Origin of the sequence: Bradyrhizobium sp. HKCCYLRH1034 (assembly GCF_051168375.1) — a bacterium.
In the GTDB taxonomy this organism is placed as follows: Bacteria; Pseudomonadota; Alphaproteobacteria; order Rhizobiales; family Xanthobacteraceae; genus Bradyrhizobium.
This window is the reverse complement of the sequence record NZ_JBNPUW010000007.1, coordinates 241719-266633: the sequence shown is the minus strand read 5'-3', so window position 1 is coordinate 266633 and position 24915 is coordinate 241719. Positions and strand designations below refer to the sequence as shown.

The following is a 24915-nucleotide window of genomic DNA, read 5'->3' as shown; positions in this document are numbered from 1 at the left end:
GCGGCGGCATGGTTGAACAAGCGTCCACCCCCTATCTTTTCGCCGACATGCTGGCCCGCGTGCACGCGATCTGCGCCGCGCTCGCCAAGGATGGCGGCTGGCCCGAGGGCATCGATTTTTCGCGCGTGGTCGTCGAGCCGCCGCGCGACCCGAGCCATGGCGACATGGCCACCAACGCGGCGATGGTGCTCGCCAAGGAGGCGAAGGCTAAGCCGCGTGATCTCGCCGAGCAGATCGCCCAGCGCCTGCGCGAAGATGCGCTGGTGGCGAAGGTCGACGTCGCCGGTCCGGGTTTCATCAATCTCACTTTGCAGCCGACGGTTTGGGCGAAGGCGCTGGCGACGATCCTGCGCGAAGGCGCCGAATACGGCCGCGTTGCGCCGGTGCCGGGCGCGCCGAAGGTCAACGTCGAATACGTCTCGGCCAATCCGACCGGGCCGATGCATGTCGGCCATTGCCGTGGCGCCGTGTTCGGCGACGCGCTATGCAGCCTGTTGCAGTTCGCCGGCCGCGACGTCACCCGCGAGTACTACATCAACGATGCCGGCGCTCAGGTCGACGTACTCGCGCGCTCCGCCTTCCTCAGATATCGCGAGGCGCTGGGCGAGGACATCGGCGCCATTCCGGAAGGGCTCTATCCCGGCGACTATCTCAAGCCGGTCGGGCAGGCGCTCGCGGCCGAGCACGGCGACAAGCTCAAGGCGCTCGCTGAGACCGAGTGGCTGCCGATCGTGCGCGACAAGGCGATCGCGATGATGATGGCCGAGATCAAGGATGATCTCGCCGCGCTCAACATCCGTCATGACGTGTTCTTTTCGGAACGCTCGCTGATTGCAGGCAGCACCAACAAGGTTGCCGACACGATCGAGTTCCTGCGCGAGCGGGGCGACGTGTATGAAGGCCGTCTGCCGCCGCCCAAGGGCGCGCCGGTGGAGGATTGGGAGGATCGCGAGCAGCTTCTGTTCCGCGCCACGGCCTATGGCGACGACGTCGATCGTCCGCTGATCAAGTCGGACGGCAGCTACACCTATTTCGCCTCCGACATTGCCAACCACCGGCACAAGTTCGAGCGCGGCTTCGCCGACCTGATCGACGTATTCGGCGCCGATCACGGCGGCTACATCAAGCGCATGCAGGCGGCGGTGAAAGCGGTGACGGCCGGACAGGCCGTGCTCGACGTCAAGGTCGTGCAGCTCGTCAAGCTGTTGCGCAATGGCGAGCCGGTGAAGATGTCGAAGCGCTCCGGCGACTTCGTCACCTTGCGGGAAGTTGTTGATGAAGTGGGGCGCGATGCGGTCCGTTTCATGATGCTCTACCGCAAGAACGACGCCGTGCTCGATTTCGACCTCGCCAAGGTCATCGAGCAGTCGCGCGACAATCCCGTATTCTATGTCCAGTATGGCCACGCGCGGGGGCATTCGATCTTTCGCAATGCGCGAGAAAGCTTCCGGGACCTGCCGGAGGACGAGGGGGCGCGGTTAGCGTTCCTCCGCGAGGCCAACCTCGAAAAACTCTCCGACTCGGCCGAACACGACCTCTTGAAACGCCTGGCACTGTACCCACGTACGGTGGAGAGCGCAGCGCTGGCGCATGAGCCGCACCGGATCGCCTTCTACCTGTATGAACTTGCAAGCGAATTTCACGCCCTCTGGACGCGGGGGCGGGATTTGCCCTATTTACGCTTCATTATCGATGATGATGCAGAATTGACCAAGGCACGTTTGGCCATGGTTCAGGGCGTCGTCTCGGTTCTGGCGTCGGGACTTGCGATCTTGGGCGTTAATGCTCCTGATGCAATGCGCTGATTGGGGGAAACACACGACTTCAGTTGGGGGCCTCAATCTGGCAGGGTCCGCCTTAGGACGCATATGCGGCTCACCCGCAGGGACGCTTCATCACGATGGCTGATCGTTACCAGGACAGACCCTTTCCCGCTGATGGTTTTGGCCGTGGTGGAAACCAGCAGGCCGATGCCGATCCGCTCGCCGAACTCGCTCGCCTGATCGGGCAGAACGATCCTTTTGCCGCCTCGGGCCGGGCAACTCCGCAATCTCAACCGCGTCCGATGGCGCGCCCCGCGGCGCCCGCGCCGGAACAGCCGGTTCCCGGCATGCCTCCGGCCGGCGCTCCGGCCTGGATGCAACGTGCCCAGCCTGCCGCCGCCAACCCCTTCGCTGACATCGGCCGCGAGCCGCCGCCTGCACCGCCGGCCTTTCCGGCGGGCTATCAGGATCCGCGCGGCCAGCCGGGTTTCCCGGACCAGGACTTCGCGCCCGCGCCCGCTCCCCGGCAGCAGCCGGGTTATCCGAACGCGGAGTTCGCCGATCAGTTGTCCAAGCTCGACTACAGCGTCGGGGAGTCGCGCCACGGGTTTGCCGAGAATGACCGCGACTACAACCGCGACAACGGCTTCGATGACAACGAGCCGGACTCCTCGCGCTATGACGATGCGCTGTTCGGGCAGATGGGCTCAGGACAGCAGGGGTTTCAGGGCGACAACGATTTCCAGGACAGCCAATACGGCTATCAGGACGGTTACGACGAGGGCGAGGAAGAGGAGCGGCCGCGGCGGCGCAGCGGCATGAGCACCGTGCTCGCCGTGCTCACCCTTGCGGTGGTCGGCACCGGCGGCGCCTACGGCTACAAGACCTACATCTCGTCCGGCCGTACCGGCGAGCCGCCGATCATTCGCGCCGACAACAGTCCGACCAAGATCATGGCCCAGCAGGATCCGACGCCGAAGGTGCCGGATCGTCTGCTCGGCAATGACGGGGGCGAGAAGCTGGTGTCCCGCGAGGAGACGCCGATGGATCTGAATGCCCGCGGCGGCAATCCGCGCGTGGTGTTCCCGCAGATGAACCAGAATGCGGCTCCGCCGCCGGTCAGCGCCGGGTCGGCCCCGATGTCGCAGATGGCCAACGCCAACGGCATTTTGCCCAACAGTGATCCGCGTCCGATCAAGACGCTGTCCGTGACGGGGGGCAATCAGGCCGCTGCGGCCGATCCGCCGATGCCGGCGACGCCTGCAACCAAGCCGGCGGCGACGCCGAAGGGCCGCAAGTCGCCGGCCAACGCCAATGCGTCGGCCGCCAACGACAGCCCGATGCCGCTGACACCGCAGCCGGCCGCACCGGCGCGCATCGCTGCGGCCGTGCCGGTCACCGAGCAGACCCAGACCGATCGTACCGGCGGCTACCTGGTTTCGATCTCGTCGCAGGCCAGCGAGGCGGAGGCGATGTCGTCGTACAAGGCGGTGCAGGACAAGTACGGCGCCGTGCTGGGCAAATATGAGCCGATCATCAAGCGGATGGATCTGGGTGAGAAGGGCGGCGTCAGGTACCGCGCGGCCGTCGGGCCCTTCGCGACGAAGGAAGAGGCCAACAAGATGTGCGGATCGTTGAAAACTGCCGGCGGACAGTGTTTCCCGTTTAGCAACAATTAAGGCCTGCTTGACCGCCCCCGAGGCGGGGTCTATGCGGCCCGCATGACCATGCGGGCTTTCATTACCGGTATCTCCGGACCTGATCTCACCGACGCCGAGCGCGCGTTCGTCGGCGAGTCCAGGCCCTGGGGCTTCATATTGTTCAAGCGCAACGTCCAGTCACCCGCCCAAGCGACTGCACTGGTTGAGGAATTAAGGGCCTGCGTCGGCCGTGCCGACGCTCCAGTCCTGATCGACCAAGAGGGTGGCCGGGTGCAGCGGCTGGGGCCGCCGCATTGGCCGGTCTATCCCGCCGGCGTGGTGTTCGACCGTCTCTACGACCTTGATTCGGCCGCAGGCCTCCGTGCCGCCTGGCTCAGCGCTCGCCTGATCGCCGACGACCTGCTCGCGCTCGGCATCACCGTGGATTGCCTGCCGCTCGCAGATGTCCCTGTCGCCGGCGCCGATGCCGTGATCGGGGATCGAGCCTATGGCACGACGCCAGAAGAGGTGGCGGCGATCGCCCGGGCGGTGACGGAGGGGCTGGAGCAGGGCGGCGTGCTGCCGGTGCTGAAGCACATTCCGGGGCATGGCCGGGCCACCGCCGACACCCATTTCCGGCTGCCGACCGTGGACGCGCCAGAAGCGGAACTCGACGCAACCGATTTCGCCGCGTTCAGGCCGCTGGCCGACCTCCCGATGGCGATGACTGCACATGTTGTGTTTAGCGCGATCGACGCCGCCCATCCGGCCACGACTTCTGCGACAATGATCGAACGGGTGATTCGCAAACGGATCGGGTTCCAGGGTTTGTTGATGAGTGATGACGTTTCCATGAACGCATTGGCCGGATCGATCGCCGAGCGCACGCGTGCGATCGTGGCGGCTGGCTGCGACATGGTTCTGCATTGCAACGGCAAGCTCGACGAGATGCAGGCCGTGGCCGCCGAGACGCCGGAGCTTGAAGGGCAGGCTCTGATCCGCGCCGATCGCGCGCTTGCGGCGCGCAAGGCACCTACAGGCTTCGATCGTGACGCCGCGCGCGGCGAGCTCGACGCCTTGATCAACCGGCTGGGATCCGCTAGCGCATGACCGCTGAAATTCTGTCGTTTGAAACCGGCCGTCCCACGACGGAGCTGGCCGAGGCCGAACCGGCGTTGGTCGTCGACGTCGAGGGCTACGAGGGCCCGCTCGACCTGCTGCTCGCGCTGGCGCGGCAGCAGAAGGTCGACCTTGCCAAGATCTCCATCCTGGCGCTCGCCGACCAATATCTCCAGTTCATCGAGGCTGCCCGCAAGATCCGGCTGGAGCTCGCCGCCGACTATCTCGTGATGGCGGCCTGGCTCGCTTTTCTGAAGTCGCGTCTCCTGTTGCCCGAGCCGCCAGCGCAGGAAGGTCCGAGCGCCGAGGAGATGGCCACGGCACTTGCCAACCGGCTGCGCCGGCTGGAGGCGATCCGCGAAGCCGCCAATCGCCTGATGAACCGGCCCCAGTTCCAGCGTGACGTGTTCCCGCGCGGCAACCCGGAGGCCATAGCGGAGGTCCGTCGTCCCAAGTTCACCGCGACCCTGTTCGACCTGCTGTCGGCCTATGCCATCCAGCGGCAGTCGCGCGTCGTCACGTCCGTTCATATGGCCAAGCGCACGGTCTGGTCGCTTGCCGAGGCCCGCGCCTCGCTCGAACGTCTGGTCGGCATGACCGAGGTCTCGGACGATTGGGGATGTCTCGACGACTACCTGCTGGACTACGTCGTCGAGCCTGCACAGAAGGCCACCGTCTTCGCATCGAGCTTTGCGGCCGTCCTCGAGCTGGTTCGCGAAGGCAAGCTCGAGCTGAACCAGAAGCAGGCGTTCGCGCCGCTGTACTTTCGTAAGCGTCCACCGATCCAGCCCGGCGCCATGGCTGCGCCGGACTTGACGGTTGAGTAACGAACAAGGAGACCCTGCCATGGCAAGCTTGGCGGAACTGCGCATGGAAGAGCCCGACGAGATCGCGATCGAGCCTGTAGCGCGCCCCGAAGAGTTGCGTATCCTCGAGGCTCTCCTGTTTGCCTCGGCCGAGCCGCTCGAGCAGGCTGCGCTCGCCAAGCGTATGCCTGAAGGTGTCGACATCAAGGCCGCACTGGCGCAGCTGCAGGCGGAGTACGCCAATCGCGGCGTCAATCTCGTGCGCGTCGCCAACAAGTGGACCTTCCGTACCGCCGGCGACCTCGCCTGGCTGATGACGCGCGAGAGCACCGAGACGCGCAAGCTGTCGCGCGCGGCGATCGAAGTTCTGGCCATCGTTGCCTATCACCAGCCGGTGACGCGTGCCGAGATCGAAGAGATCCGCGGCGTCGTCACCTCCAAGGGAACGCTGGACGTTCTGCTGGAGACCGGCTGGATCAAGCCGCGGGGGCGCCGCAAGACGCCGGGCCGTCCGTTGACCTTCGGAACCACCGATGCGTTCCTGGCTCAGTTCAGCCTGGAGACCCTGGGCGATCTGCCTGGCCTGGAAGAGCTGAAGGGAACCGGCCTGCTGGATTCCCGGCTGCCGACCGGCTTCACCGTCCCGACGCCATCGGACGATCCGACGCTGCGGGAGGACGAGGAGCCGCTGGATCCGGGCGATCTCGACCTGGCGCTTGCGCCGGCGGTGGAGGCCGAGCCTGGCGAGGCCGAAGCCGCGGAAGACGAAACGGCCGAGATGGAAACGGTCGCAGCCGACACGGCTGCGGCCGAGGTCGCCGAAGGCCAGATGGCGACCACTGAGGCCGCCGTTCGCACCTCGTCGCAGGTTGCCGTTGGCGATCTGGAACTGCCGGGCGCCGATGCGGAAACCGAGATCACCGAAGTGGACTTGGCCGTCGAGCAGATCGAGGTCGAGCCGGACGACGAGGCCGTTATCGAGGTCGTCGAGCTGTCTGCCGACGCTGACGCTCAGGCAGACGATGAGGCAGAGGCCGAGGCCGAGGTCGACACGGCGGATGAGGAGATCGACGCGGCCGATGACGCGCACGACCGCGATACCGACGACGATGGCTCGCCGCACCAAAGCTAGCGGCCGGGGCTGTTAACACTCGCGTTATTACGTAGGTCCGGCCGCGAATTGTCGGACCTTAAGTGCTTGTTTTTGGGGGCGTTGGCGCCTACCTTCCGGCCAGATTGGGCTGTCCGCGGGCCGTTTTCGGCTGATGCGCCGCGTTCGTGTTGATGTTTCGCAATCGAATGCTAGAAGCGAAGTGTCGCGGTCAAGTCCATGGATATGACGCGGTTTCGGCGGTAGCGTCGACGGGCAGTCGGGTGAAGGCTGCGCCGGTGTTTGGAGGGTTGCAGGATGGGTTCGCTTAGCATTTGGCACTGGATCGTCGTGATCGCGGTCGTCCTGCTGTTGTTCGGGCGCGGCAAGATTTCCGATCTGATGGGCGACGTCGCGCAGGGCATCAAGGCGTTCAAGAAGGGCATGCAGGACGACGACAAGGCGCCGGAGAAGACCGAGCCCGTCAAGTCGATCGATCACGGCGCCACGCCTTCGGCCACCCGCACGGATGTCGGCAGCAAAGCCGTTTGATCTGCGCGTGAAAGGCGCCGGCGGCGCGCTCCCGCAGGGACGGCACCGGGACCTGTTCAGACAGGCCCGGATAGGCGGGATCAGAGGCGTCGTCGCGTAGGCGGATTGTTTCATGTTCGATATCGGCTGGAGTGAGCTGCTCGTCATTGGGGTCGTCGCGTTGATCGCGATCGGTCCCAAGGAGCTTCCGGGCGTCCTGCGCATGGTCGGGCAATGGATCGGCAAGGCGCGCCGGATGGCCTCGGAGTTCCAGGGCCAGTTCCAGGAGGCGATGCGCGAAGCGGAGATGGCCGACCTCAAGAAGAGTTTCGATGAGGTCCGCGAGGCGGCCAGCGGTTTCACCCCGACCGGCGTGATCTCCTCGTTGCAGCGCGACGTCGACAAGGCTCTCGATATCGAGGGGATCGACAAGCCCGCCGAGCCGGCGCCCGCATCGGATGTGGCTGCTGCTTCGCCCGAGCCTCCTGTGATGACCCCGACCACCCCCGAACCTCCAGTGGCCGAGACCTTCGCAGAGGCTGAAGTCCATCAATCCGTGGGCGAGCCGCTGGCGATCGTCCGTGAAATCAAACCCGAGCCACAGCCTGAAATGTCTGCGTCAGCAGAAGCTGACCGCCCGAAGGACGCCAAAGCGTCATGACCGTCGAAGATATCGAGGCCAGCAAGGCCCCGTTGATGGACCACTTGATCGAGCTGCGGTCGCGGCTGATCAAGGCGCTGATCGGCTTCGGCGTGGCCTTCATCTTCTGCTTCTTTTTCGCCAAGCAGATCTACAACATCCTGGTGCTGCCGTTCGTCTGGGTCGCAGGTGCCGAGAACAGCAAGTTCATCTACACACAGCTGCTCGAATATTTCATCACGCAGTTGAAGCTCGCGATGTTCGGCGCTGGTTTCATCTCGTTCCCGATCATCGCGACGCAGATCTACAAGTTCGTGGCGCCGGGGCTGTATCGCCACGAACGCAATGCTTTCCTACCCTACTTGATAGCGACCCCCGTCTTCTTCGTGCTTGGCGCCATGCTGGTCTATTTTGCGGTGTGGCCGATGATCGTGCGCTTCTCACTGGGCATGCAGCAGCTCGGCGGCCCCGAGACGGCGCAAATCGCGCTGATGCCCAAGGTCGGTGAATATCTGTCGCTGATGATGTCGCTGATCTTCGCCTTCGGCATCGCGTTCCAGCTCCCGGTCATCCTGACCCTGCTCGGCCGCATCGGCATCGTCACCTCGCAGATGCTGAAGGAGAAGCGGCGCTATTTCATCGTGATCGCCTTCATCATCGCGGCCGTGCTTACGCCGCCGGACGTGCTCAGCCAGGCCTCGCTGGCGCTGCCGCTGCTGGCGCTCTACGAGGGCGCGATCATCGCGGTCGGCATCGTCGAGAAGCAGGCGGCTGCGGCCAAGTCCGGCTCGTCGTCCGGCTCGGGGAATCTCCCGGCCGACCCTTCCGAATAGAACGGTTGCGCTCGGGGACATCCCAGGGCGTTGCCTGTTCCCATCCGGCGCCATTCGCGGTAGTGCAGGCCGGCCCGCGAGCCCAGGCGACTCGCCGATACTCTTCGTTCCCAGGACCGAACGACCATGCACGACATCAGATCGATCCGTGACAATCCGCAAGGTTTCGATGTGGCGCTGACGCGCCGGGGTCTGGCACCGCTGTCGTCGCATCTGCTCGCCATCGACGAGCGGCGGCGCGCGGCGATCCTGGCCTCCGAGCAGGCCCAGGCCCGGCGCAACGCCGCCTCCAAGGAAATCGGCGAGGCCAAGAAGGCCAAGGATGACGCGCGCGCATCGGCGCTGATGGAGGAGGTCGCCAAGCTCAAGACCACCATGCCGGAGCTGGAGGCAGCCGCGAAGCAGGCGGATGAGGAGCTGGCGCGCGAGCTCTCGGCGATTCCCAATTTGCCGCTCGACGAGGTGCCGGACGGCAAGGACGAGCACGACAATGTCGAGCGCCACATGTTCGGCGCCCGGCGCAACTACGCCTTCGCGCCGAAGCCGCATGATGATCTCGGTGCGGCTCTTGGCACCATGGACTTCGAATCGGCTGCGAAGCTGTCGGGCGCGCGCTTCGTCGTGCTGAAGAGGGGCCTGGCGCGGCTCGAGCGCGCGCTCGGGCAGTTCATGCTCGATCTTCATACCAATGAGCACGGCTACACCGAGATCAATCCGCCGCTGCTGGTACGCAACGACGTCATGTTCGGTACCGGCCAATTGCCGAAATTCGAGGACGACCAGTTCTGGGCCGTGAAGGGCGAGCTGATTGCAGAGCCGGATGATCGCCTCAAGACCGAGCGGCTGGGTCTCATCCCAACTGCCGAGGTGGCCCTGACCAACCTGGTGCGCGAGTCCATCGTCGATGAGAAGGAGTTGCCGATGCGGCTCACGGCGCTGACGCCGTGCTTTCGCGCCGAGGCGGGCGCCGCCGGCCGCGACACCCGCGGCATGATCCGTCAGCATCAGTTCACCAAGGTCGAGCTGGTCTCGATCACGACGCCGGAGACCAGCAAGGACGAGCATGAGCGCATGCTGGCCTGCGCCGAGGAAGTGCTGCGCCGGCTCGATCTGCACTATCGAGTCATCACGCTGTGCACCGGCGACATGGGCTTCTCCTCGCAGAAGACCTACGACATCGAGGTCTGGATGCCCGGGCAGGGCGATGGCGGCGCCTTCCGCGAGATCTCCAGCTGTTCGGTGTGCGGCGACTTCCAGGCGCGCCGCATGGATGCACGCTATCGCGGAAGCGATGGCAAGCCGCGCTTCGTGCACACATTGAACGGTTCGGGCACGGCTGTCGGCCGTGCGCTGATCGCGGTCATGGAGACCTATCAGCAGGCCGACGGCTCGATCGCGATTCCCGACGTGCTGCAGCCTTATATGGGCGGCCTCAAGGTGGTGGCCGCGGAGCCATAGCGTCGCGGCAAATTGCATCCGCTCAGGTCGCCGCCATTGCGTACGCGCCGGCGGGTCGTATCCTCGGTTCTGTTCAGCAATTGCTTTTCAGATACCGGCATCATGGCTCTGCATCGGGATATTTTCTGGATCGGGCGGCAATGGGCCGTCACCGGCTCCGGCATCCAGGCGGTCGATCAGCGCCTGAAGGGAGCATTCGATATCGAATCCTCAAGGGTCTGGGACGAGGGCCTGCACGACTCGCTGCGCGATCAGGCTTGGTTCAACCCCGTCGACTTCGAGAAGGCGTTGAGTGTCGCGCGGGTCCGGTTTGCGGCAGTGCCGCGGACGGAGCCTTCAGCGGTGCCGGCGCCTCCTGTCCAGCAGGCACCCGGCGGATCCGGCACATCCAGCCTACCGTTGAGGCTGGGCACGCGAGGGCAGTTCGCCAGGTTCCTGCCGCAGTGGCGGATCCGGCATTGACCGGGTGGTGCCGCAGCGCGCTCAGGTTTGCCTCGATGCTGCACAGCAGATAAGACACCCCCGAACGATGCTTTCGGAGGGACGGAAGGTTGGCCATGCGGATTCTCTGCACCAATGACGACGGAATCCATGCGCCGGGTCTCAAGGTGATCGAGGAGATCGGACGCGCCCTGTCCGACGACGTCTGGATCGTGGCTCCCGAACTGGACCAGAGCGGCGTGTCCCATTCACTCTCGCTCAATGACCCCCTGCGGCTGCGTGAGGTCGGCCCGCGGCATTTCGCGGTGCGCGGCACGCCGACCGACTGCGTCATCATGGGATCCCGTCATATCCTGGGGGCGAAGCTGCCCGACGTGGTGCTGTCCGGCGTCAACAAGGGCCGCAACGTTGCCGAGGACGTGGTCTATTCGGGCACCATCGCCGGCGCGCTCGAAGGCACCATTCTCGGTCTGCCGTCGTTTGCCCTGTCGCAGGAATTCAGCGTTGCAACGCGTGACAAGCCGTCTTGGGACACCGCGCTCAAATTCGGCCCGCAGATCGTGCGCAAGGTGCTCGAAGCCGGCGTGCCGAGGAATACAGTGATCAACGTCAACTTCCCCGCCTGTGCACCGGAAGAGGTCAGGGGCGTCGTGGTCACCCGCCAGGGCAAGCGCAATCTGGGCTTCTTGAAAGTCGATGAGCGGCGCGACGGCCGCGGCAACCCCTATTTCTGGATCGGCTTCGACCGGGCTGCCTCGCTCGATGTGCCCGACGAGGGGACGGACCTCGCAGCTCTCGCGGCGCGCTACGTATCAGTGACCCCGCTTCGCCTGGATCGCACGGACGAGGCGTTCTCCGGCAAGCTCAGCGACATTCTCGGCTGAAGCGCCTTCTACCCCTGTGGCCCAGCGCCACGCAGGGCATGGTCGATCGCCTTTCCGAGCGTCTCGAGCTGGAATGGCTTCTGCAGGGCCGGCCGGTCGCGATATTCTTCCGGCAACCCCGACGAGCCGTAGCCGGTTGCGAAGATGAAGGGACGGTTGCGCGCCTTGATGAGATCGGCCACCGGCGAGATGACCTTGCCGTTGACGTTGACGTCGAGAATGGCGACGTCGAAATAGGTGCTCTCGGCCAGCCGCATCGCTTCGCCGATTTCGCCGGCTTCGGCCGCGACGGTGTAGCCGAGCTCTTCCAGCATGTCGGCGACCATCATTCGGATCATGACTTCGTCTTCAACCAAAAACACAGAGCCGCGCGGCGGCCGCGGTGCAGTCATGATGTCAGTCCTTGCCCATACCCGATTTGACGCTCGCAAATAACGGCTTATGGCGCAACGTCAACAATGTCGTCTTTCACGGTCGTGCGGCGTGGGCACGATCGCCCATAAGGTGAACGAACCGGACCCGACTTGGTTCCTTGTGCGGAACGCGGTCCGTCGTCGGGACCATGACGGTGCATCCGGTTGCGACGGGTGTGCGGAAAATCGGTGCGCAACCCTCGCCCGGCAGGTAAATTGCGCACGAGCCCACCAACCGACATCCCGATGCCCCCAGCTGCTCCTCCCGAGAAAATGATGTTTCAGCTGACCCTGCGTCGGCGGGGGATCAGCGATCAGGCGGTGTTGCGCGCGATGGAAGAGGTGCCGCGGGAGGAGTTCGTTCTGCCGGCCGACCGCCCGGAGGCCTATCGCGACAGCGCGATGGCGATCGCCTGTGGGCAGACCATCAGCCAGCCCTTCGTCGTCGCCTACATGACCGAGCAGCTCAAGCTGCAGAAGTCCCATCGTGTACTCGAAATCGGGACGGGGTCAGGATACCAGGCCGCGATTCTGTCCAGGCTGGCCACCAACGTCCTGACGGTGGAGCGCTTCCGGACATTGGCCGACAAGGCCAGGGAACGGTTGGAGAAGCTCGGCTGCTTCAATGTCGAGGTCATGCTCGGCGATGGCTACGCGCTGCCGCCGGGGGGCGGCCAATTCGACCGCATCATCGTAACGGCGGCGATGGACGAGATTCCCCAGAGCCTGCTCGACCGGCTGGAGCCGGACGGTATCCTGATCGCGCCGGTCGGGCCGCAACACGGGGTGCAGACGCTCGTCAGGAGCACGCGGACGGGTGATCGTTTCGACCGAAAGGAGCTCGTCGACGTGCGATTTGTGCCGGCAATTCCGGGGATTGCGCGCGAACTTTAAACGTGCGGATCAGCAGGCCGCACAACGCTTTATTCGCGGCTTAAGCGCTTATTTACCGCGGCTGTGTTTACTCGAATTCGTTGTTTGTTGCGTACGAGTGAGTAACCATGCCCGCCACTGTCGAGTTGCTTCGCTCGCGCCGCCTGCCGCAAGTTGCGGCGTTGGCGCTGATGTCGTTCGGCGTCGCCGGCTGCAGCGCCGACATGTCGACGCGGCTGTCGCAGACGCAAAATCCGTTTTCAAACCCCTTTGCATCCGATTCCACCGGGTCGGTGCAGGCGCAGCCGCCCCGGCAGCACCAGCAATACAGCCAGTCCTACACGCCGGCTCCCGCGCCGGCGCCTGCCTATTCGTCCTCGGCGCTGCCGCCCCCGGCGGTCGGGGCTCCGCAATCCTATCCGACCGGTGGCGGCGCCGGAGGCATGTCGTCGGGCGGGCGCGGCGTCGCGTCCTATGCGCCACCCGCTGCGGTCCCGGTCGCGGCGTCCGCCGTCGCCGCACCCCCGGCCTATGCACAGCCCGCGCATTCCTATGCTCCGCCGGCCCAGCCGCGCCTCGAGACCACCGGCACCGTGCCGCCGCGTTCGGTCGCGGCCGCGCGTCCTGCCAGTGGCACCAAGATCATCGTCGGCACCAGCGATACGCTCGACATCCTTGCCAAGCGCTACCGCGTGACGCCGGCTGAGATCCTGGCTGCCAACGGCTACAAGGGCCCGCGCGCGTTGTCGCCAGGCCAGCAGCTGATCATTCCGCATTCTGGCGCGGTGGCGGCTGCGCCCGCGGCCCAGCCCGTTGCCGCCGCGCCAATGGTCGCGCCGAAGCCGGTGGCGGCCGTCGCACCGTCCACCGTCCATTTCGTCAACCGCGGCGAGACACTCGCCAGCATCGCCCGCCAGAATCATCTGACGGCGGCTGAGCTCGCCCGCGCCAACAATCTCGATCAGGCTTCGCCGCTCAAGCTCGGGACCAGGCTGACCGTCCCTGGCAGGGCCGTGGCGGCAGCTGCGCCGGTGGCTCCGGTCGCAACCGTTCCCCAGGCGGTTGCGACCGTGCCGGCGCCAGCGCCGACAACGCGGGTCGCGACGGCCGCCGGTCCGGTCCAGACCGCCCGCTTGGCCCAGGCCAATCCGGCGCCCGAGAAGGAGGAGGAGCCGGCACGGCCGGCCGAGACCACCAGCTCGCTGCCGACCTTCCGCTGGCCGGCGCGCGGCAAGGTGATCACCAGCTACGGCGCCAAGACCAACGGCAAGTCCAACGATGGCATCAACATCGCCGTGCCCGAGGGCACCCCGGTGAAGGCGGCCGAAGATGGCGTCGTCGCTTACGCCGGCAATGAATTGAAGGGTTATGGCAATCTGGTCCTGGTGCGGCATTCCAACGGCTATGTCACCGCATATGCCCATGCGAGTGAGCTGATGGTGAAGCGCGGTGATCCGATCAAGCGCGGCCAAGTCATTGCCAAGTCGGGTCAATCGGGAGAAGTCGGATCGCCGCAGCTCCACTTCGAGATCCGCAAGGGATCGTCTCCGGTTGACCCGCTGCAATTCCTCAACGGGGCGTGAGGTCCGGTCGTTTGACCCCACGCAATCGTGGACGACACAGGGCCGCGCAGATTACTGCGCGGCTTTTTGCGTTGTCAGCCGCACGCCGAGGCGGCCCGCCAGATCTTGCGTGAACTGCCACGCGACGCGGCCCGAGCGCGAGCCGCGCGTCGTGGCCCATTCCAGCGCCTCGCGCTCCAACTGATCCTCGGCGACTGCAATGTCGAAATGGCTGCAATAGCCTTTGACCATCGCGAGATATTCGTCCTGGCTGCAGCGGTGGAAGCCGAGCCATAGGCCGAAACGGTCGGACAGTGAGACCTTTTCCTCGACCGCTTCGCCCGGATTGATCGCGGTGGAGCGCTCGTTCTCGATCATGTCGCGGGCCAACAGATGGCGCCGGTTCGAGGTGGCGTAGAGAATGACGTTCTCCGGGCGTCCCTCGATGCCGCCTTCGAGCACGGCTTTCAGCGATTTGTAGGACGCATCATTGCCGTCGAACGACAGGTCGTCGCAGAACACGATGAAGTGGAACGGCGCGGCACGCAGGATGTCCATCAGCGCCGGCAGGCTCTCGATGTCCTCGCGGTGAATCTCGATCAGTTTCAGCCGGTCGGCGGGCTTGCGCGTGACGTTGATGCTGGCATGGGCGGCCTTCACCAGCGATGATTTGCCCATGCCGCGCGCGCCCCACAACAAGGCGTTGTTGGCCGGCAGGCCGTTGGCGAAGCGCTCGGTGTTCTCGATCAGGATGTCGCGCATCCGGTCGATGCCCTTGAGCAGGTCGATCTCGACACGGCTGACGCGCGGCACCGTCGAGAGCCGGCCGTTCGGATGCCAGACGAAGGCGTCGGCCGCGTTCAGGTCCAGCGCGGGCGTGGCACCCGCATGGGTTGTCGCCAGATGCGCGGCAATTGCTTCCAGCGCACGGGCAATCCGGTCAGCCGTATCATCGGAGGCGGGGCCGGCGGGACGTTTTGCCGCGATCTTTGGTGGCTTTTGCGCTGCAGGCCGGGGGCCTTTGGCGAGCGGTCTGAGGGCGTTTTTGGCGGGGGCGCGGGACGAGGCTCTGGCTGGTTTTTTCGACATGCTGCAAGTTCCTGATGGGGCAGCCATATCGGGCCTCGCCGGCTGCCGCAAGCGGGGCGAAATGAAGGGGCGGGGCGCCTTGCTATTGGGACTGCTGCCGCTATATTCCGCGCGAAATTCGCAAGAGGCCGGCCCGCGCCGAGACAAGCGTGGTTCGCCGGCTATTCCCGTCTCACCGGGCGCTGCCCACGAGGATCGACCACATGCTGATCACCCCTGCCTATGCCCAGGCCGCCGGCGCTGGCGACACCAACAGCATGCTGATGTCGCTGCTGCCGTTCGCGCTGATCTTCGTGATCATGTATTTCCTGATCCTGCGGCCGCAGCAGAAGAAGGTCAAAGAGCACGCCGATCTCGTCAAGAACGTCCGCCGCGGCGACACCATCGTGACCCAGGGCGGCCTGGTCGGCAAGGTGACCAAGGTCGTCGACGACGACCAGGTCGAGTTCGAGATCGCCGACGGCGTGCGAGTGCGCCAGATGCGCCAGATGATCACGGGCGTCCGCACCAAGGGCGAGCCCGCGAAGGCAGACGCAAAGGACGACAAGAAGGACGAGAAGGCAGCGAGCTGATCGCCGACCTGGCCGGTTGAACGCCGGCCTTCGCTCTTTGTGATGTTCTGATTTTCCGGGCCGGCTACGGCCCTTACGGACAACCTCCATGTTGTATTTCACGCGGTGGAAGGCGCTGGGCATCATTCTCACGGCGCTCGTCGTGTGCCTGTGCGCGGTGCCCAACTTCTTCTCCGAAGCGACGGTCAAGACCTGGCCGGCCTGGGCGCAGCGCCGGCTGGTGCTCGGCCTCGACCTGCAGGGCGGCTCCTATCTGCTGCTCGAGGTCGACTCCAACTACATCAAGAAGGAGCGGCTCGATGCCGTGCGCGACGACGTTCGCCGTACGCTGCGCGATGCCAAGATCGGCTACACCGGATTGGTGAGCCGGGGTGATGGGGTCGAGGTCCGGATCACCAAGGAAAGCGACACGGGAACTGCGATCTCCAAGCTGCGCGATCTCTCGCAGCCGCTCGGCGGGCTGCTCGGCTCCAGCGGCCAGCGCAGCCTCGAAGTCAGCGATGCCGGCGGCGGACTGGTCCGGCTGACGATCCCGCCGGCGGCCATCACCGAACGCATCCGCCAGACCATCGAGCAGTCGATGCAGATCGTCGAGCGCCGCGTCAACGAGCTCGGCACCGTCGAGCCCGTGATCCAGCGCCAGGGCAACGATCGCATCCTGGTGCAGGTGCCGGGCTTGCAGGATCCGACGCAGCTCAAGAACCTGCTCGGGCGCACGGCCAAGATGGAATTCCGGATGGTCGATACCTCGGTGCCGGCGGATCAGGCGGTGCAGGGGCGGGTGCCGCCGGATTCCGAGGTGCTCCAGAGCGCATCGCCACCCAACCAGCCCTATGTCGTGAAGAAGCAGGTGCTTGTCTCCGGCGGTGATCTCTCCGATGCGCAGACCGGCTTCGACCAGCGCACCAACGAGCCGATCGTCACCTTCCGCTTCAACTCGGCCGGCTCGCGCAAGTTTGCGCAAGCCACCACCGAGAATGTCGGGCAGCCGTTCGCCATCGTCCTCGACAACAAGGTGATCTCGGCGCCGGTCATCCGCGAGCCGATCACTGGCGGCTCGGGCCAGATCTCCGGCAATTTCACCGTGCAGTCCGCCAACGAGCTCGCGATCCTGCTGCGCGCCGGCGCGCTGCCCGCGCCGCTGACGGTCATCGAGGAGCGCACCGTCGGTCCGGGCCTCGGTGCGGACTCGATCGCCAAGGGCGAGCTCGCCTCCTATGTCGGCTCGATCCTCGTCATCGTGTTCATGCTGCTGACCTACCGGCTGTTCGGCGTGTTCGCCAACATCGCCGTGGTGGTGAACGTCGCGATGATCTTCGGCGTGCTGTCGCTGCTCAATGCCACGCTGACCTTGCCGGGCATCGCCGGCATCGTGCTGACGGTCGGCATCGCCGTGGACTCCAACGTGCTGATCTATGAGCGCATCCGCGAGGAGCTGCGCGGCGGCCGCAATGCGATCTCGGCGATCGACGCCGGCTTCAAGCGCGCATTGGCGACCATTCTCGACTCCAACATCACCACCTTCATCGCCGCCGCCGTGCTGTTCTATATCGGCACCGGCCCCGTGCGCGGCTTCGCCGTGACCTTGGGCATCGGCATCCTCACCACGGTCTTCACCGCCTTCACGCTCACCCGTCTGATCGTCGCGGGGTGGGTGCGGTGGAAGCGGCCGCAAAGCGTGCCAATCTAGGAGCTACTGTGACACACTGGGTTCTCATCGGGCTTGGCATCCTGATCGCGGTGCTGACGGTGGTCAGCGCGCTCGGCCTGCTGCCGTCGCTGCGCATCGTTCCCGACGACACGCATTTCGATTTCACGCAGTTCCGCCGCATCAGCTTTCCGATTTCTGCGGCGCTGTCGATCCTCGCCATCGTGCTGTTCTTCACCCATGGCTTGAACCTCGGCATCGATTTCCGCGGCGGCACTTTGCTCGAGGTGCGGGCCAAGTCCGGCACCGCCGACATTGCGGGGATGCGCGCGACCCTGGCGACCCTCGGTCTGGGCGAGGTGCAGCTGCAGCAGTTCGGCACTGCGGCCGATGCATCGGTTCTGATCCGAATTGCCGAACAGCCGGGCGGCGACGCCGCGCAGCAGGAGGCCGCGAACAAGGTGAAGGCGGCGATCGGCGATTCCGTAGAGTATCGCCGGGTCGAGGTGGTGGGGCCGCGCGTTTCCGGCGAGTTCCTGGCCGTCGGCATGCTCGGCCTGATGCTCGCGATCATCTCGATCCTGATCTATCTCTGGTTCCGGTTCGAATGGCAGTTTGCGCTCGGTGCCATGATCGCCAACGTCCACGACATCGTGCTGACGATCGGCTTCATGTCGATCAGCCAGGTCGATTTCGACCTCACCAGCATCGCGGCGCTGCTGACCATTCTCGGCTATTCGCTCAACGACACCGTCGTCATCTACGACCGTATCCGCGAGATGCTGCGGCGCTACAAGAAGATGCCGATGCCGCAGCTGCTCAACGAATCGATCAACTCGACCTTGTCGCGCTCGATCATCACGCACGTCACGGTGACCCTGGCGCTGCTGGCATTGCTCTTGTTCGGCGGCCCGGCGATCCACAGCTTCACCGCGGTGATGATGTTCGGCGTGGTGCTGGTCGGCACCTACACCTCGATCTTCATCGCCGCGCCGATCCTGATCTATCTCGGCGTCGGAACCGTTCGGGGTGATCAGATCGACGAGCCGAAAAAGAAGCCCTGATCAGCCGTTGGACCCGGATCGGGGTTGAGATGTTGGTCTCGCATGGCAACTGACGCCCCGCATTTCCCGCGGTCCGCGCCGATCGACGGTTATGGCAAAGGCGGCTTCGCCTTTGCCGGCATGTCGCATCGCGGCTCGCTGCTGTGCCTGCCCGACTCGATCTGGGCCTGGGACGTCATCCAGCCCGATCAGATCGACCGCTATTCGTTGCAGCGCGTTTTTGATGCGGCGAACAGGATCGACACGCTCATCATCGGCACCGGAAACGAAGTCTGGATCGCGCCGGCACCGCTGCGCGCGGCCCTGCGTGGCGTGAACGTCGTGCTCGATGCGATGCAGACCGGCCCCGCGATTCGCACCTACAACGTCATGATCGGCGAGCGGCGCCGGGTTGCGGCAGCGCTCATCGCCGTCCCATGAGCGAGACGACCGCCAACAGCGACGCCGCGTTCTGTGCAGGCCTTGTCCGCGAGCACGATTTCGACCGCTACGCCTCGACGCTGTTCATGTCGCCCGAGCCCCGGCGTGCGCTGTTGTCGCTGTACGCATTCAACGTCGAAGTCAGCCGCATTCGAGATCTCGTGTCGCAGCCGCTGCCGGGCGAAGTCCGCCTGCAGTGGTGGCACGACACGCTGACGGGTCACGAACATGGCGGCGCGGAGGGAAATCCCGTTGCGGCCGAATTGCTGCTCACCGTGCAGCGCTTCGCGCTTCCGGTCGAGCGGCTGACGCGCCTGGTCGATGAGCATCAATTCGATCTCTACAACGATCCGATGCCGACGATGGCGGCGCTGGACGGCTATCTCGGCGACACGCGTGGCGCGCTGTTCGCGCTGGCCGCGCAGATCATTGCGCCGCCGTTTGCGGACGCCGATCATCTCGCGCACCATGCCGGCATCGCGGAAGGGTTGCTCCAGGTGATCGCGGCGCTGCCGCGCGATGCGGCCCACCGGCAGCTCTATGTCCCGCTCGATCTTCTCGCGCGGCATGGCGTCGGCCAGGAGGAGATGTTCTCCGGCAAGGCGTCGCCGGCGATCCAGGAGGTGATCATGGAGCTGCGCGGGCAGGCCCGGCAGCATCTCGATCATACCCTCGAGCTGGCGCGTCAGGCGCCACCGGCCGTGCGGCCGGTTCTGCTGCCGCTCGCGCTGGTCCGGCGCGACCTTGCGCGGGCCGGACCCCGCGACGATCCGTTTCAGCCGCGCTCCCGCTCGCGCCTCGCGACGCTGTGGACGCTGTGGCGGGCCGCGGGGACGACGAGTTTTCGCGCGCGCTGACCCCGTCGCGGGCTCAGGCCGAGGGCATCGTGCTCCAGAGCGGCGGGCTGTGCAGGAGTCTCGGCATGTCCGGCGGCTCGTGCCGGTGGATCGTGCAGCGGGTGTCCCAGACGACGAGATCACCCGGTCGGCAGGTGTGGGTCCAACTGAACTCGGGCCGTTCGGCAAGCTGCCAGAGATCGTCGAGCAGCGCGTCTGATTCGTCCTGCTCGAGGCCGACGACGTAGGAATGGCGACGCTGCCCCAGCGCGAGCATCGAGCGGCCGGTATCGATATGATTGCCGACCAGCGGATGCACCGGGCCTGCGATGACGGTGCGACGGCCATCATCGGCGGTGTCGGTCGCGAGATGACGAACCTTCAGATGAGCGACGCGGCTGCGCAGCGCCGGTGAGAGCGCGTCATAAGCGGCGTAGAGGCTGCAGAATGACAGTCTGTCGCCCAGCAAGCCCCCGGGGGAGGTGTAAAATAGATCCGCGTGACCGAAGCGACGACTGAAGGCCGCGATGTCACGTTCACCAAGCCGCTGGCCGCGCACCAGCAGGACCTGATGCTTGAGCAGCGCGCGCATGAACGAGGCGAACGCCCAATCGTCGAAGGATCCGAGATCGACATTGCAGACCTCGGCACCGAGCGTCTTTCCCGTCGGGATGACCTGGATGAGGCTGCTTTCGGCGCTTCGAGCAACGTTGCTTCTGAGACTCACTTGCGTCATCTCCCAAGTTTCACCAGCGCCTGCAAATCAACCATCGTAATTTGTCGGGGGTGTTTCGGCTCGGAGGCAATTCGCGGAAGGATCGCGGCACGATCTGCCGATTGTCGGCACACTCTGCCGCTCTGAGTCGGAAATTGGACGCTTCAAGGCGATGCGCGAGGAAATATCCAGCAACCTGCAACTCATTCGCAGGCAATCTGGCGCTTGATCGTGCTGATCCCGCGCGCAAGCGAATCAGTGTGGGCGATCTGTTCCCTTGATCTGGGTCCGATGCATGATTCGCCGCGCATGATCATCGAACGGATCGCGCCGATGCATGGTGCAGCGATTGTCCCAGATGACGAGATCTCCGACCTTCCAGACATGCTCCCAGGAGAATTCCGGACGGGCAACATAGGCCCACAACGCGTCGAGCAATGCTTCCGACTCGGCGAGCTCGAGGCCGACCAGATAGGCATTGCGCCGGCGGCCGAGATAAAGCATCTGCAGGCCGGAATCGGGATGCGTGCAGACCAGCGGATGGATCGCGCCCGGCGATGTGCGCGGATCATCGGTCGGCGTCACGCCCTGTCGGACGAAGCCGCCGCTGTTGTAGGTGCCGTCGTGCTTGATCTTCAGATCTGCGACGCGGCGCTTCAGTTCAGGAGGAAGCGCGTCGTACACGGCATACATGCTGCAGAACGACGTGTTGCCGCCGACGGGGGGAATTTCCAGCGCGTAGAGCGCGCTCGCGATCGGCGGCGTGTCGAGATACGACATGTCCGTATGCCACACCGCTTCGCCCGCGCCGAGGCTGCCGATCGCCTCGCCATTCACCTTCACGTTCGAGACGATATAGATTTCGGGTAGACCGTCGACGAAGCGGCGCCCGTTCTCCTGCACCGGCGCCCAGTCGAGATCACCGAAGCGGCGGCTGAAGGCGATCAAGTCCTGGTCCGTCAGACCCTGGCCGCGCACCAGCAAAACGGAGTGCGTGTGAAAGGCACGGAGCAGGGAGCTGAAGCCCGCATCGTCCAGATGCTTGAGATCGACATGTCGAATCTCGGCACCGAGTTGCCGGCCGGTCGGGATGATCTCGATGTTCGACGACCGAGACGTTGTGGCCGCGCGGGTTTCGACGTTCATTGCCAATCCTCCCAAACGACATTGCAACCAAAGGATACAATGGTCGGTCCGCGAAGTCTCGTCCGCTCAGGCCGAAGGCAGGTTCAGGTCCGCCTCGAAATTGAACCGGTCGCGCAGGTTTTTGCGCGAGTCCAGGATGTCCTTGAGGAAAGCGCGATCGCTGTCGCTCGTGAGCATCGGTTCGATCAGGTCGATCTGGTTCATCGCGACCAGCTGCAACAGTTCAGTGCGTGGCCTGCCGCTGGCGTCGCGCGGCAGGGCATGCACGACCTGGATATGCTCCGGCGGCTTCGGGCCCTTGGCTGAAGCAAGCTCGTTTTGCAGCTGAGTTTCAAGCGTCGGCTGCTCTCCCTCGACGAACGCATAGAGCCCGACGCCGGTCCGGCGGTCTGCGAAGGCAACGATCGCCGCGTCGCGCACGGCCGGGTTCTTCCGGATCATGTCCATCAGCACCGGCGCATCGTTGACCAAGCGTCGTCCGCCACCCTCGCGGTCGGTGAAATTGAAGATGCCGCGCGTGATGGCGCGATACACCTTCTTGCCGGTCATCAGCCAGACGCGCGCGAACAGCGATTTGCGTGCCAGGATCTTGCGCTCCTTCGGCGTCAGCGCCTCGGGCGCGTAACTCCGCTTATGCTTGAGCAGATGACGCAGGTCCTCATAGGCCGCGATCCGGAACAGCCGGCTGCGGCTCTCGAAGCAGGCGGCCAACTGAAAATCGGTGACGTAGCAATGGCCGTCGTGACCGACGAGCCAATTCTGCTCCTTGGCGAGATCGTTGTGCGTGATTCCGGCGCGATGCAGCCGGCGCATCATCCGCTTGGCCGAGCGGAAATAGGCGGCGTTGCCGTGCGGCTTGGCCAGATGCAGCGCCACGCCATTGATGAAGCCGCGGACCAGCGCGCGATCCCCAGCCCATAGCAGATCAGGGCCGGCGTTGAGCCCCTTGGCGCGCATCAGCGCCTTGCGCTCGCGCGCGAACAAATGCCGCGCCAGCACGAACGACCACCACGGCACCTCATCGAGCCGGCGCAGCACGGCGTCGACGTCACCGGCCTCGCTCTTGAAGCGGCCGCGCTCGACGGTCGAGAACACGTCGCGCTTGAGCAGAACGCCTTCGCTCCAGCGCGCCGCCAGCACGGCGAAATCAGTCTTCGGCAAACTCATGGGGCTCTCACGCAGCGGCCGCGACGGGCAAGTGCTCGGCGATCCAGCGGTCGAGATCGGCCAGCGCGCGGGCGCTCATCGCCTGCTTCTTCGCCACCGTCTTCTCGTTGCCCTTCAGCCGCGTGCCGTCCGGCTTGCGGATCGGGGTCGTCGCCAGCGGCGGGAACAGGCCGAAATTGATGTTCATGGGCTGGAACGAGCGTGTCGCACCGTCGATCGTCTCGATGTGGCCGCCGGTGATATGGCCGAGCAGGGCACCGAGCGCCGTGGTTGGTGGTGGCGGCAGCAGATTGGCGCCGCGCACCTCGGCGGCGGCGTAGAGGCCGGCGATCAGCCCGATGCTCGCCGACTCCACATACCCCTCGCATCCCGTCATCTGGCCGGCAAAGCGCAGCCGTGGCTGGACGCGCAGGCGGAGCTGCGCATCGAGCAGCTTCGGCGAGTTGAGGAAGGTGTTGCGATGCAGGCCGCCGAGCCGCGCGAACTCCGCGTTCTCCAGCCCGGGAATGGTGCGGAAGATCTGCTGCTGCGGGCCATATTTCAGCTTCGTCTGGAAGCCGACCATGTTGTAGAGCGTGCCGAGCTTGTTGTCCTGGCGCAGCTGCACGATCGCGTAGGGCTTGACCGTCGGATTGTGCGGATTGGTCAGGCCAACCGGCTTCATCGGGCCGTGACGGAGCGTCTCGTGGCCGCGTTCGGCCATCACTTCGACCGGCAGGCAGCCGTCGAAATAGGGCGTGTTGGTCTCCCACTCCTTGAAGTCGGTCTTCTCGCCGGCGAGCAGCGCCGCGACGAAGGCGTCGTACTGCTCCTTCGTCATCGGACAGTTGATGTAGTCAGCCCCCGTGCCGCCCGGACCGACCTTGTCGTAACGCGACTGGAACCACGCCTTGGTCATGTCGATCGTGTCCTTGTGCACGATCGGCGCAATGGCGTCGAAGAAAGCAAGTGCCGTCTCGTCGGTCAGGTCCCGGATGGCCTCGGCGAGCGGCTGCGAGGTGAGGGGACCGGTGGCGACAATGACGCGATCCCACTCCGCCGGCGGCAAGCCGGTAACTTCGCCGCGGCGCAGCGCGATACGTGGATGCCCTTCGAGAGCCGCTGTGACGGCCGCCGAGAAGCCGTCGCGGTCGACGGCCAATGCGCCACCGGCCGGAACCTGATTGGCGTCGGCAGCGCGCATGATCAGCGAGCCCAGCCGGCGCATCTCGGCATGCAGCAGGCCGACGGCGTTGTTGGCCGCATCGTCGGAGCGGAAAGAGTTCGAGCACACCAGTTCGGCCGGGGTGGCGGTTCGGTGCGCCTCGGTCATGCGGTCCGGCCGCATCTCGTGCAGCACCACATCGACTCCAGCCTCGGCGAGCTGCCAAGCGGCTTCAGAGCCGGCGAGGCCGGCACCGACAACGTGGACGGTATTCGAAGGTGATTTGGAGCCTGTCATGCGCGGGACAGGTAGCGCTTTTCCCGAGCGCTGCAAATGCGCCAATTGAGGCTCGGCGCGAGAAAGCGGGCGCATGTGTTTCGCTGCGCCAGGCCTAGATGCGGCAACGCCCGCAGCGAGGCGGGCGATGTCCGGTAGATATCGGAAGAAGGCCGATCAGCCGTTGTAGTGACCGGCGGCAACGCGCGGGATGTCCGAGCGATCGAGACCGATGTCGGCGAGTTCGCGATCGCTGAGCTGCGACAGCTCGGCAACGTTGCGCTGATACTCACGGAACGCCTGAACCATGCGGATGAGCGAGAGCAACATGAGAAATCTCCTTTAGTTCACGATTCAGATCTTCATTGGAACCTCATCGTTGAAATGAACATAGAAGAGATTGTTGCGATGCGGAAGCGCTGATGTTGCGATGCAGCTAAACCTCCGGCGCATAGCTTGGGTAACGCTTGGGTAAGAATCGGGCAGGGGGATCAGAGGGTGCGATCTGTCGGAAACCTCCGTAATCATGCTGTTTTTCAATCGTTCGTTTGAAAAGCCCGATCGATAGACTGTCACCGCGGCTACGACGCCGTTAAGCGTTGATCATCTCGAGCCTCGACGGGGTGCATGGGTCGAGCAGAATGAATTTATATTCACTACTTGATGTTGCGACGGTGAACCGATGTCCACGATCACGCGCGGCTCGCAGTGATTTCATTTCGCGAGAATATCGAGGTGGTGCGACAGAATGTCGCGGCGTCCGGCAATGATGCCTGCGCCGTCGC

General features: G+C 65.0%; 25 protein-coding genes. 18 read left to right on the top strand and 7 right to left on the bottom strand.

Features of this window, described 5'->3' with window-relative positions; genetic code table 11:
- Positions 1–8 precede the first annotated feature (8 nt).
- From argS to surE, 11 genes are all read left to right on the top strand, one after another.
- Positions 9–1805, top strand: coding sequence for an arginine--tRNA ligase (argS, locus tag ACQR0W_RS18945; RefSeq protein WP_316170167.1), 1797 nt, complete (start codon positions 9–11; stop codon positions 1803–1805).
- 95 nt (positions 1806–1900) lie between these two features.
- Positions 1901–3442, top strand: coding sequence for an SPOR domain-containing protein (locus ACQR0W_RS18940; RefSeq protein ID WP_316170168.1), 1542 nt, complete (start codon positions 1901–1903; stop codon positions 3440–3442).
- Positions 3443–3484: 42 nt separating this feature from the next.
- Positions 3485–4513, top strand: a complete 1029-nt coding sequence (gene nagZ, locus ACQR0W_RS18935; protein WP_434840724.1) for a beta-N-acetylhexosaminidase — start codon at positions 3485–3487, stop codon at positions 4511–4513.
- The gene (locus ACQR0W_RS18930) at positions 4510–5349 is read left to right on the top strand and encodes a segregation and condensation protein A (RefSeq protein ID WP_315751001.1); all 840 of its coding nucleotides are present in this window, start codon (positions 4510–4512) and stop codon (positions 5347–5349) included. Before nagZ ends, ACQR0W_RS18930 begins: the two co-directional genes overlap by 4 nt.
- Positions 5350–5368: 19 nt before the next feature.
- Positions 5369–6460 carry an SMC-Scp complex subunit ScpB gene (gene scpB / locus ACQR0W_RS18925; RefSeq protein ID WP_316170170.1) on the top strand — a complete coding sequence of 364 codons (1092 nt, stop codon included), beginning with the start codon at positions 5369–5371 and terminating at the stop codon, positions 6458–6460.
- A gap of 276 nt (positions 6461–6736) precedes the next feature.
- The gene (locus tag ACQR0W_RS18920; RefSeq protein WP_006614346.1) at positions 6737–6970 is read left to right on the top strand and encodes a twin-arginine translocase TatA/TatE family subunit; all 234 of its coding nucleotides are present in this window, start codon (positions 6737–6739) and stop codon (positions 6968–6970) included.
- 112 nt (positions 6971–7082) lie between these two features.
- Positions 7083–7610 carry a Sec-independent protein translocase protein TatB gene (gene tatB, locus ACQR0W_RS18915; protein ID WP_315711712.1) on the top strand — a complete coding sequence of 176 codons (528 nt, stop codon included), beginning with the start codon at positions 7083–7085 and terminating at the stop codon, positions 7608–7610.
- On the top strand, positions 7607–8422 hold the full coding sequence (tatC, locus tag ACQR0W_RS18910; RefSeq protein ID WP_315827526.1) for a twin-arginine translocase subunit TatC: 816 nt from the start codon (positions 7607–7609) through the stop codon (positions 8420–8422). Before tatB ends, tatC begins: the two co-directional genes overlap by 4 nt.
- 126 nt (positions 8423–8548) lie before the next feature.
- Positions 8549–9880, top strand: coding sequence for a serine--tRNA ligase (gene serS, locus ACQR0W_RS18905; protein WP_315751008.1), 1332 nt, complete (start codon positions 8549–8551; stop codon positions 9878–9880).
- 102 nt (positions 9881–9982) lie between these two features.
- Positions 9983–10342 carry a hypothetical protein gene (locus ACQR0W_RS18900; protein WP_315751010.1) on the top strand — a complete coding sequence of 120 codons (360 nt, stop codon included), beginning with the start codon at positions 9983–9985 and terminating at the stop codon, positions 10340–10342.
- Positions 10343–10437: 95 nt separating this feature from the next.
- Complete coding sequence (surE, locus tag ACQR0W_RS18895; RefSeq protein WP_315711718.1) at positions 10438–11205, top strand: 5'/3'-nucleotidase SurE; 768 nt, start codon at positions 10438–10440, stop codon at positions 11203–11205.
- Between the two features lie 8 nt (positions 11206–11213).
- On the opposite strand, the gene ACQR0W_RS18890 is transcribed toward surE, so the two are convergent.
- The gene (locus tag ACQR0W_RS18890; RefSeq protein ID WP_315711720.1) at positions 11214–11597 is read right to left on the bottom strand and encodes a response regulator; all 384 of its coding nucleotides are present in this window, start codon (positions 11595–11597) and stop codon (positions 11214–11216) included.
- Positions 11598–11864: 267 nt separating this feature from the next.
- On the opposite strand from ACQR0W_RS18890, the gene ACQR0W_RS18885 reads away from it, so the two are divergent.
- Positions 11865–12512, top strand: a complete 648-nt coding sequence (locus ACQR0W_RS18885; RefSeq protein WP_315712607.1) for a protein-L-isoaspartate(D-aspartate) O-methyltransferase — start codon at positions 11865–11867, stop codon at positions 12510–12512.
- A 107-nt stretch (positions 12513–12619) separates the two neighbouring features.
- A complete protein-coding gene (locus tag ACQR0W_RS18880; protein WP_316170171.1) occupies positions 12620–14074 on the top strand; it encodes a LysM peptidoglycan-binding domain-containing M23 family metallopeptidase in 1455 nt (484 codons plus the stop codon).
- 51 nt (positions 14075–14125) lie between these two features.
- On the opposite strand, the gene ACQR0W_RS18875 is transcribed toward ACQR0W_RS18880, so the two are convergent.
- Positions 14126–15142: an ATP-binding protein gene (locus ACQR0W_RS18875; protein WP_316170172.1), complete on the bottom strand. Its 1017-nt coding sequence runs from the start codon at positions 15140–15142 to the stop codon at positions 14126–14128.
- A gap of 203 nt (positions 15143–15345) precedes the next feature.
- Here ACQR0W_RS18875 and yajC point away from each other — a divergent pair, with 203 nt between their 5' ends.
- The 5 genes from yajC (at position 15346) to ACQR0W_RS18850 (ending at position 19703) form a co-directional block, all read left to right on the top strand.
- Positions 15346–15714 carry a preprotein translocase subunit YajC gene (gene yajC / locus ACQR0W_RS18870; RefSeq protein ID WP_006614336.1) on the top strand — a complete coding sequence of 123 codons (369 nt, stop codon included), beginning with the start codon at positions 15346–15348 and terminating at the stop codon, positions 15712–15714.
- Between the two features lie 88 nt (positions 15715–15802).
- Positions 15803–17404, top strand: coding sequence for a protein translocase subunit SecD (gene secD / locus ACQR0W_RS18865; RefSeq protein WP_315711724.1), 1602 nt, complete (start codon positions 15803–15805; stop codon positions 17402–17404).
- 8 nt (positions 17405–17412) lie between these two features.
- Positions 17413–18426, top strand: coding sequence for a protein translocase subunit SecF (gene secF / locus ACQR0W_RS18860; protein WP_316170173.1), 1014 nt, complete (start codon positions 17413–17415; stop codon positions 18424–18426).
- A 42-nt stretch (positions 18427–18468) separates the two neighbouring features.
- Positions 18469–18846: an Mth938-like domain-containing protein gene (locus tag ACQR0W_RS18855; RefSeq protein ID WP_315711727.1), complete on the top strand. Its 378-nt coding sequence runs from the start codon at positions 18469–18471 to the stop codon at positions 18844–18846.
- Positions 18843–19703, top strand: coding sequence for a phytoene/squalene synthase family protein (locus tag ACQR0W_RS18850; protein ID WP_316170174.1), 861 nt, complete (start codon positions 18843–18845; stop codon positions 19701–19703). The genes ACQR0W_RS18855 and ACQR0W_RS18850 overlap by 4 nt, the downstream gene beginning before the upstream one ends.
- A 13-nt stretch (positions 19704–19716) precedes the next feature.
- Here ACQR0W_RS18850 and ACQR0W_RS18845 read toward each other — a convergent pair whose 3' ends face one another.
- The 5 genes from ACQR0W_RS18845 to ACQR0W_RS18825 all read right to left on the bottom strand — a co-directional run bounded on the left by ACQR0W_RS18845 (position 19717) and on the right by ACQR0W_RS18825 (position 24460).
- Positions 19717–20409, bottom strand: coding sequence for a TauD/TfdA dioxygenase family protein (locus ACQR0W_RS18845; RefSeq protein WP_315711730.1), 693 nt, complete (start codon positions 20407–20409; stop codon positions 19717–19719).
- Positions 20410–20652: 243 nt separating this feature from the next.
- Positions 20653–21543 carry a TauD/TfdA dioxygenase family protein gene (locus tag ACQR0W_RS18840; RefSeq protein ID WP_316170175.1) on the bottom strand — a complete coding sequence of 297 codons (891 nt, stop codon included), beginning with the start codon at positions 21541–21543 and terminating at the stop codon, positions 20653–20655.
- Positions 21544–21609: 66 nt separating this feature from the next.
- Positions 21610–22710, bottom strand: a complete 1101-nt coding sequence (locus ACQR0W_RS18835) for a serine/threonine protein kinase (protein ID WP_316170176.1) — start codon at positions 22708–22710, stop codon at positions 21610–21612.
- Between the two features lie 7 nt (positions 22711–22717).
- A complete protein-coding gene (trmFO, locus tag ACQR0W_RS18830) occupies positions 22718–24151 on the bottom strand; it encodes a methylenetetrahydrofolate--tRNA-(uracil(54)-C(5))-methyltransferase (FADH(2)-oxidizing) TrmFO (RefSeq protein WP_316187133.1) in 1434 nt (477 codons plus the stop codon).
- A 156-nt stretch (positions 24152–24307) separates the two neighbouring features.
- Positions 24308–24460, bottom strand: coding sequence for a DUF1127 domain-containing protein (locus ACQR0W_RS18825; protein ID WP_006614327.1), 153 nt, complete (start codon positions 24458–24460; stop codon positions 24308–24310).
- Positions 24461–24915: the final 455 nt, after the last annotated feature.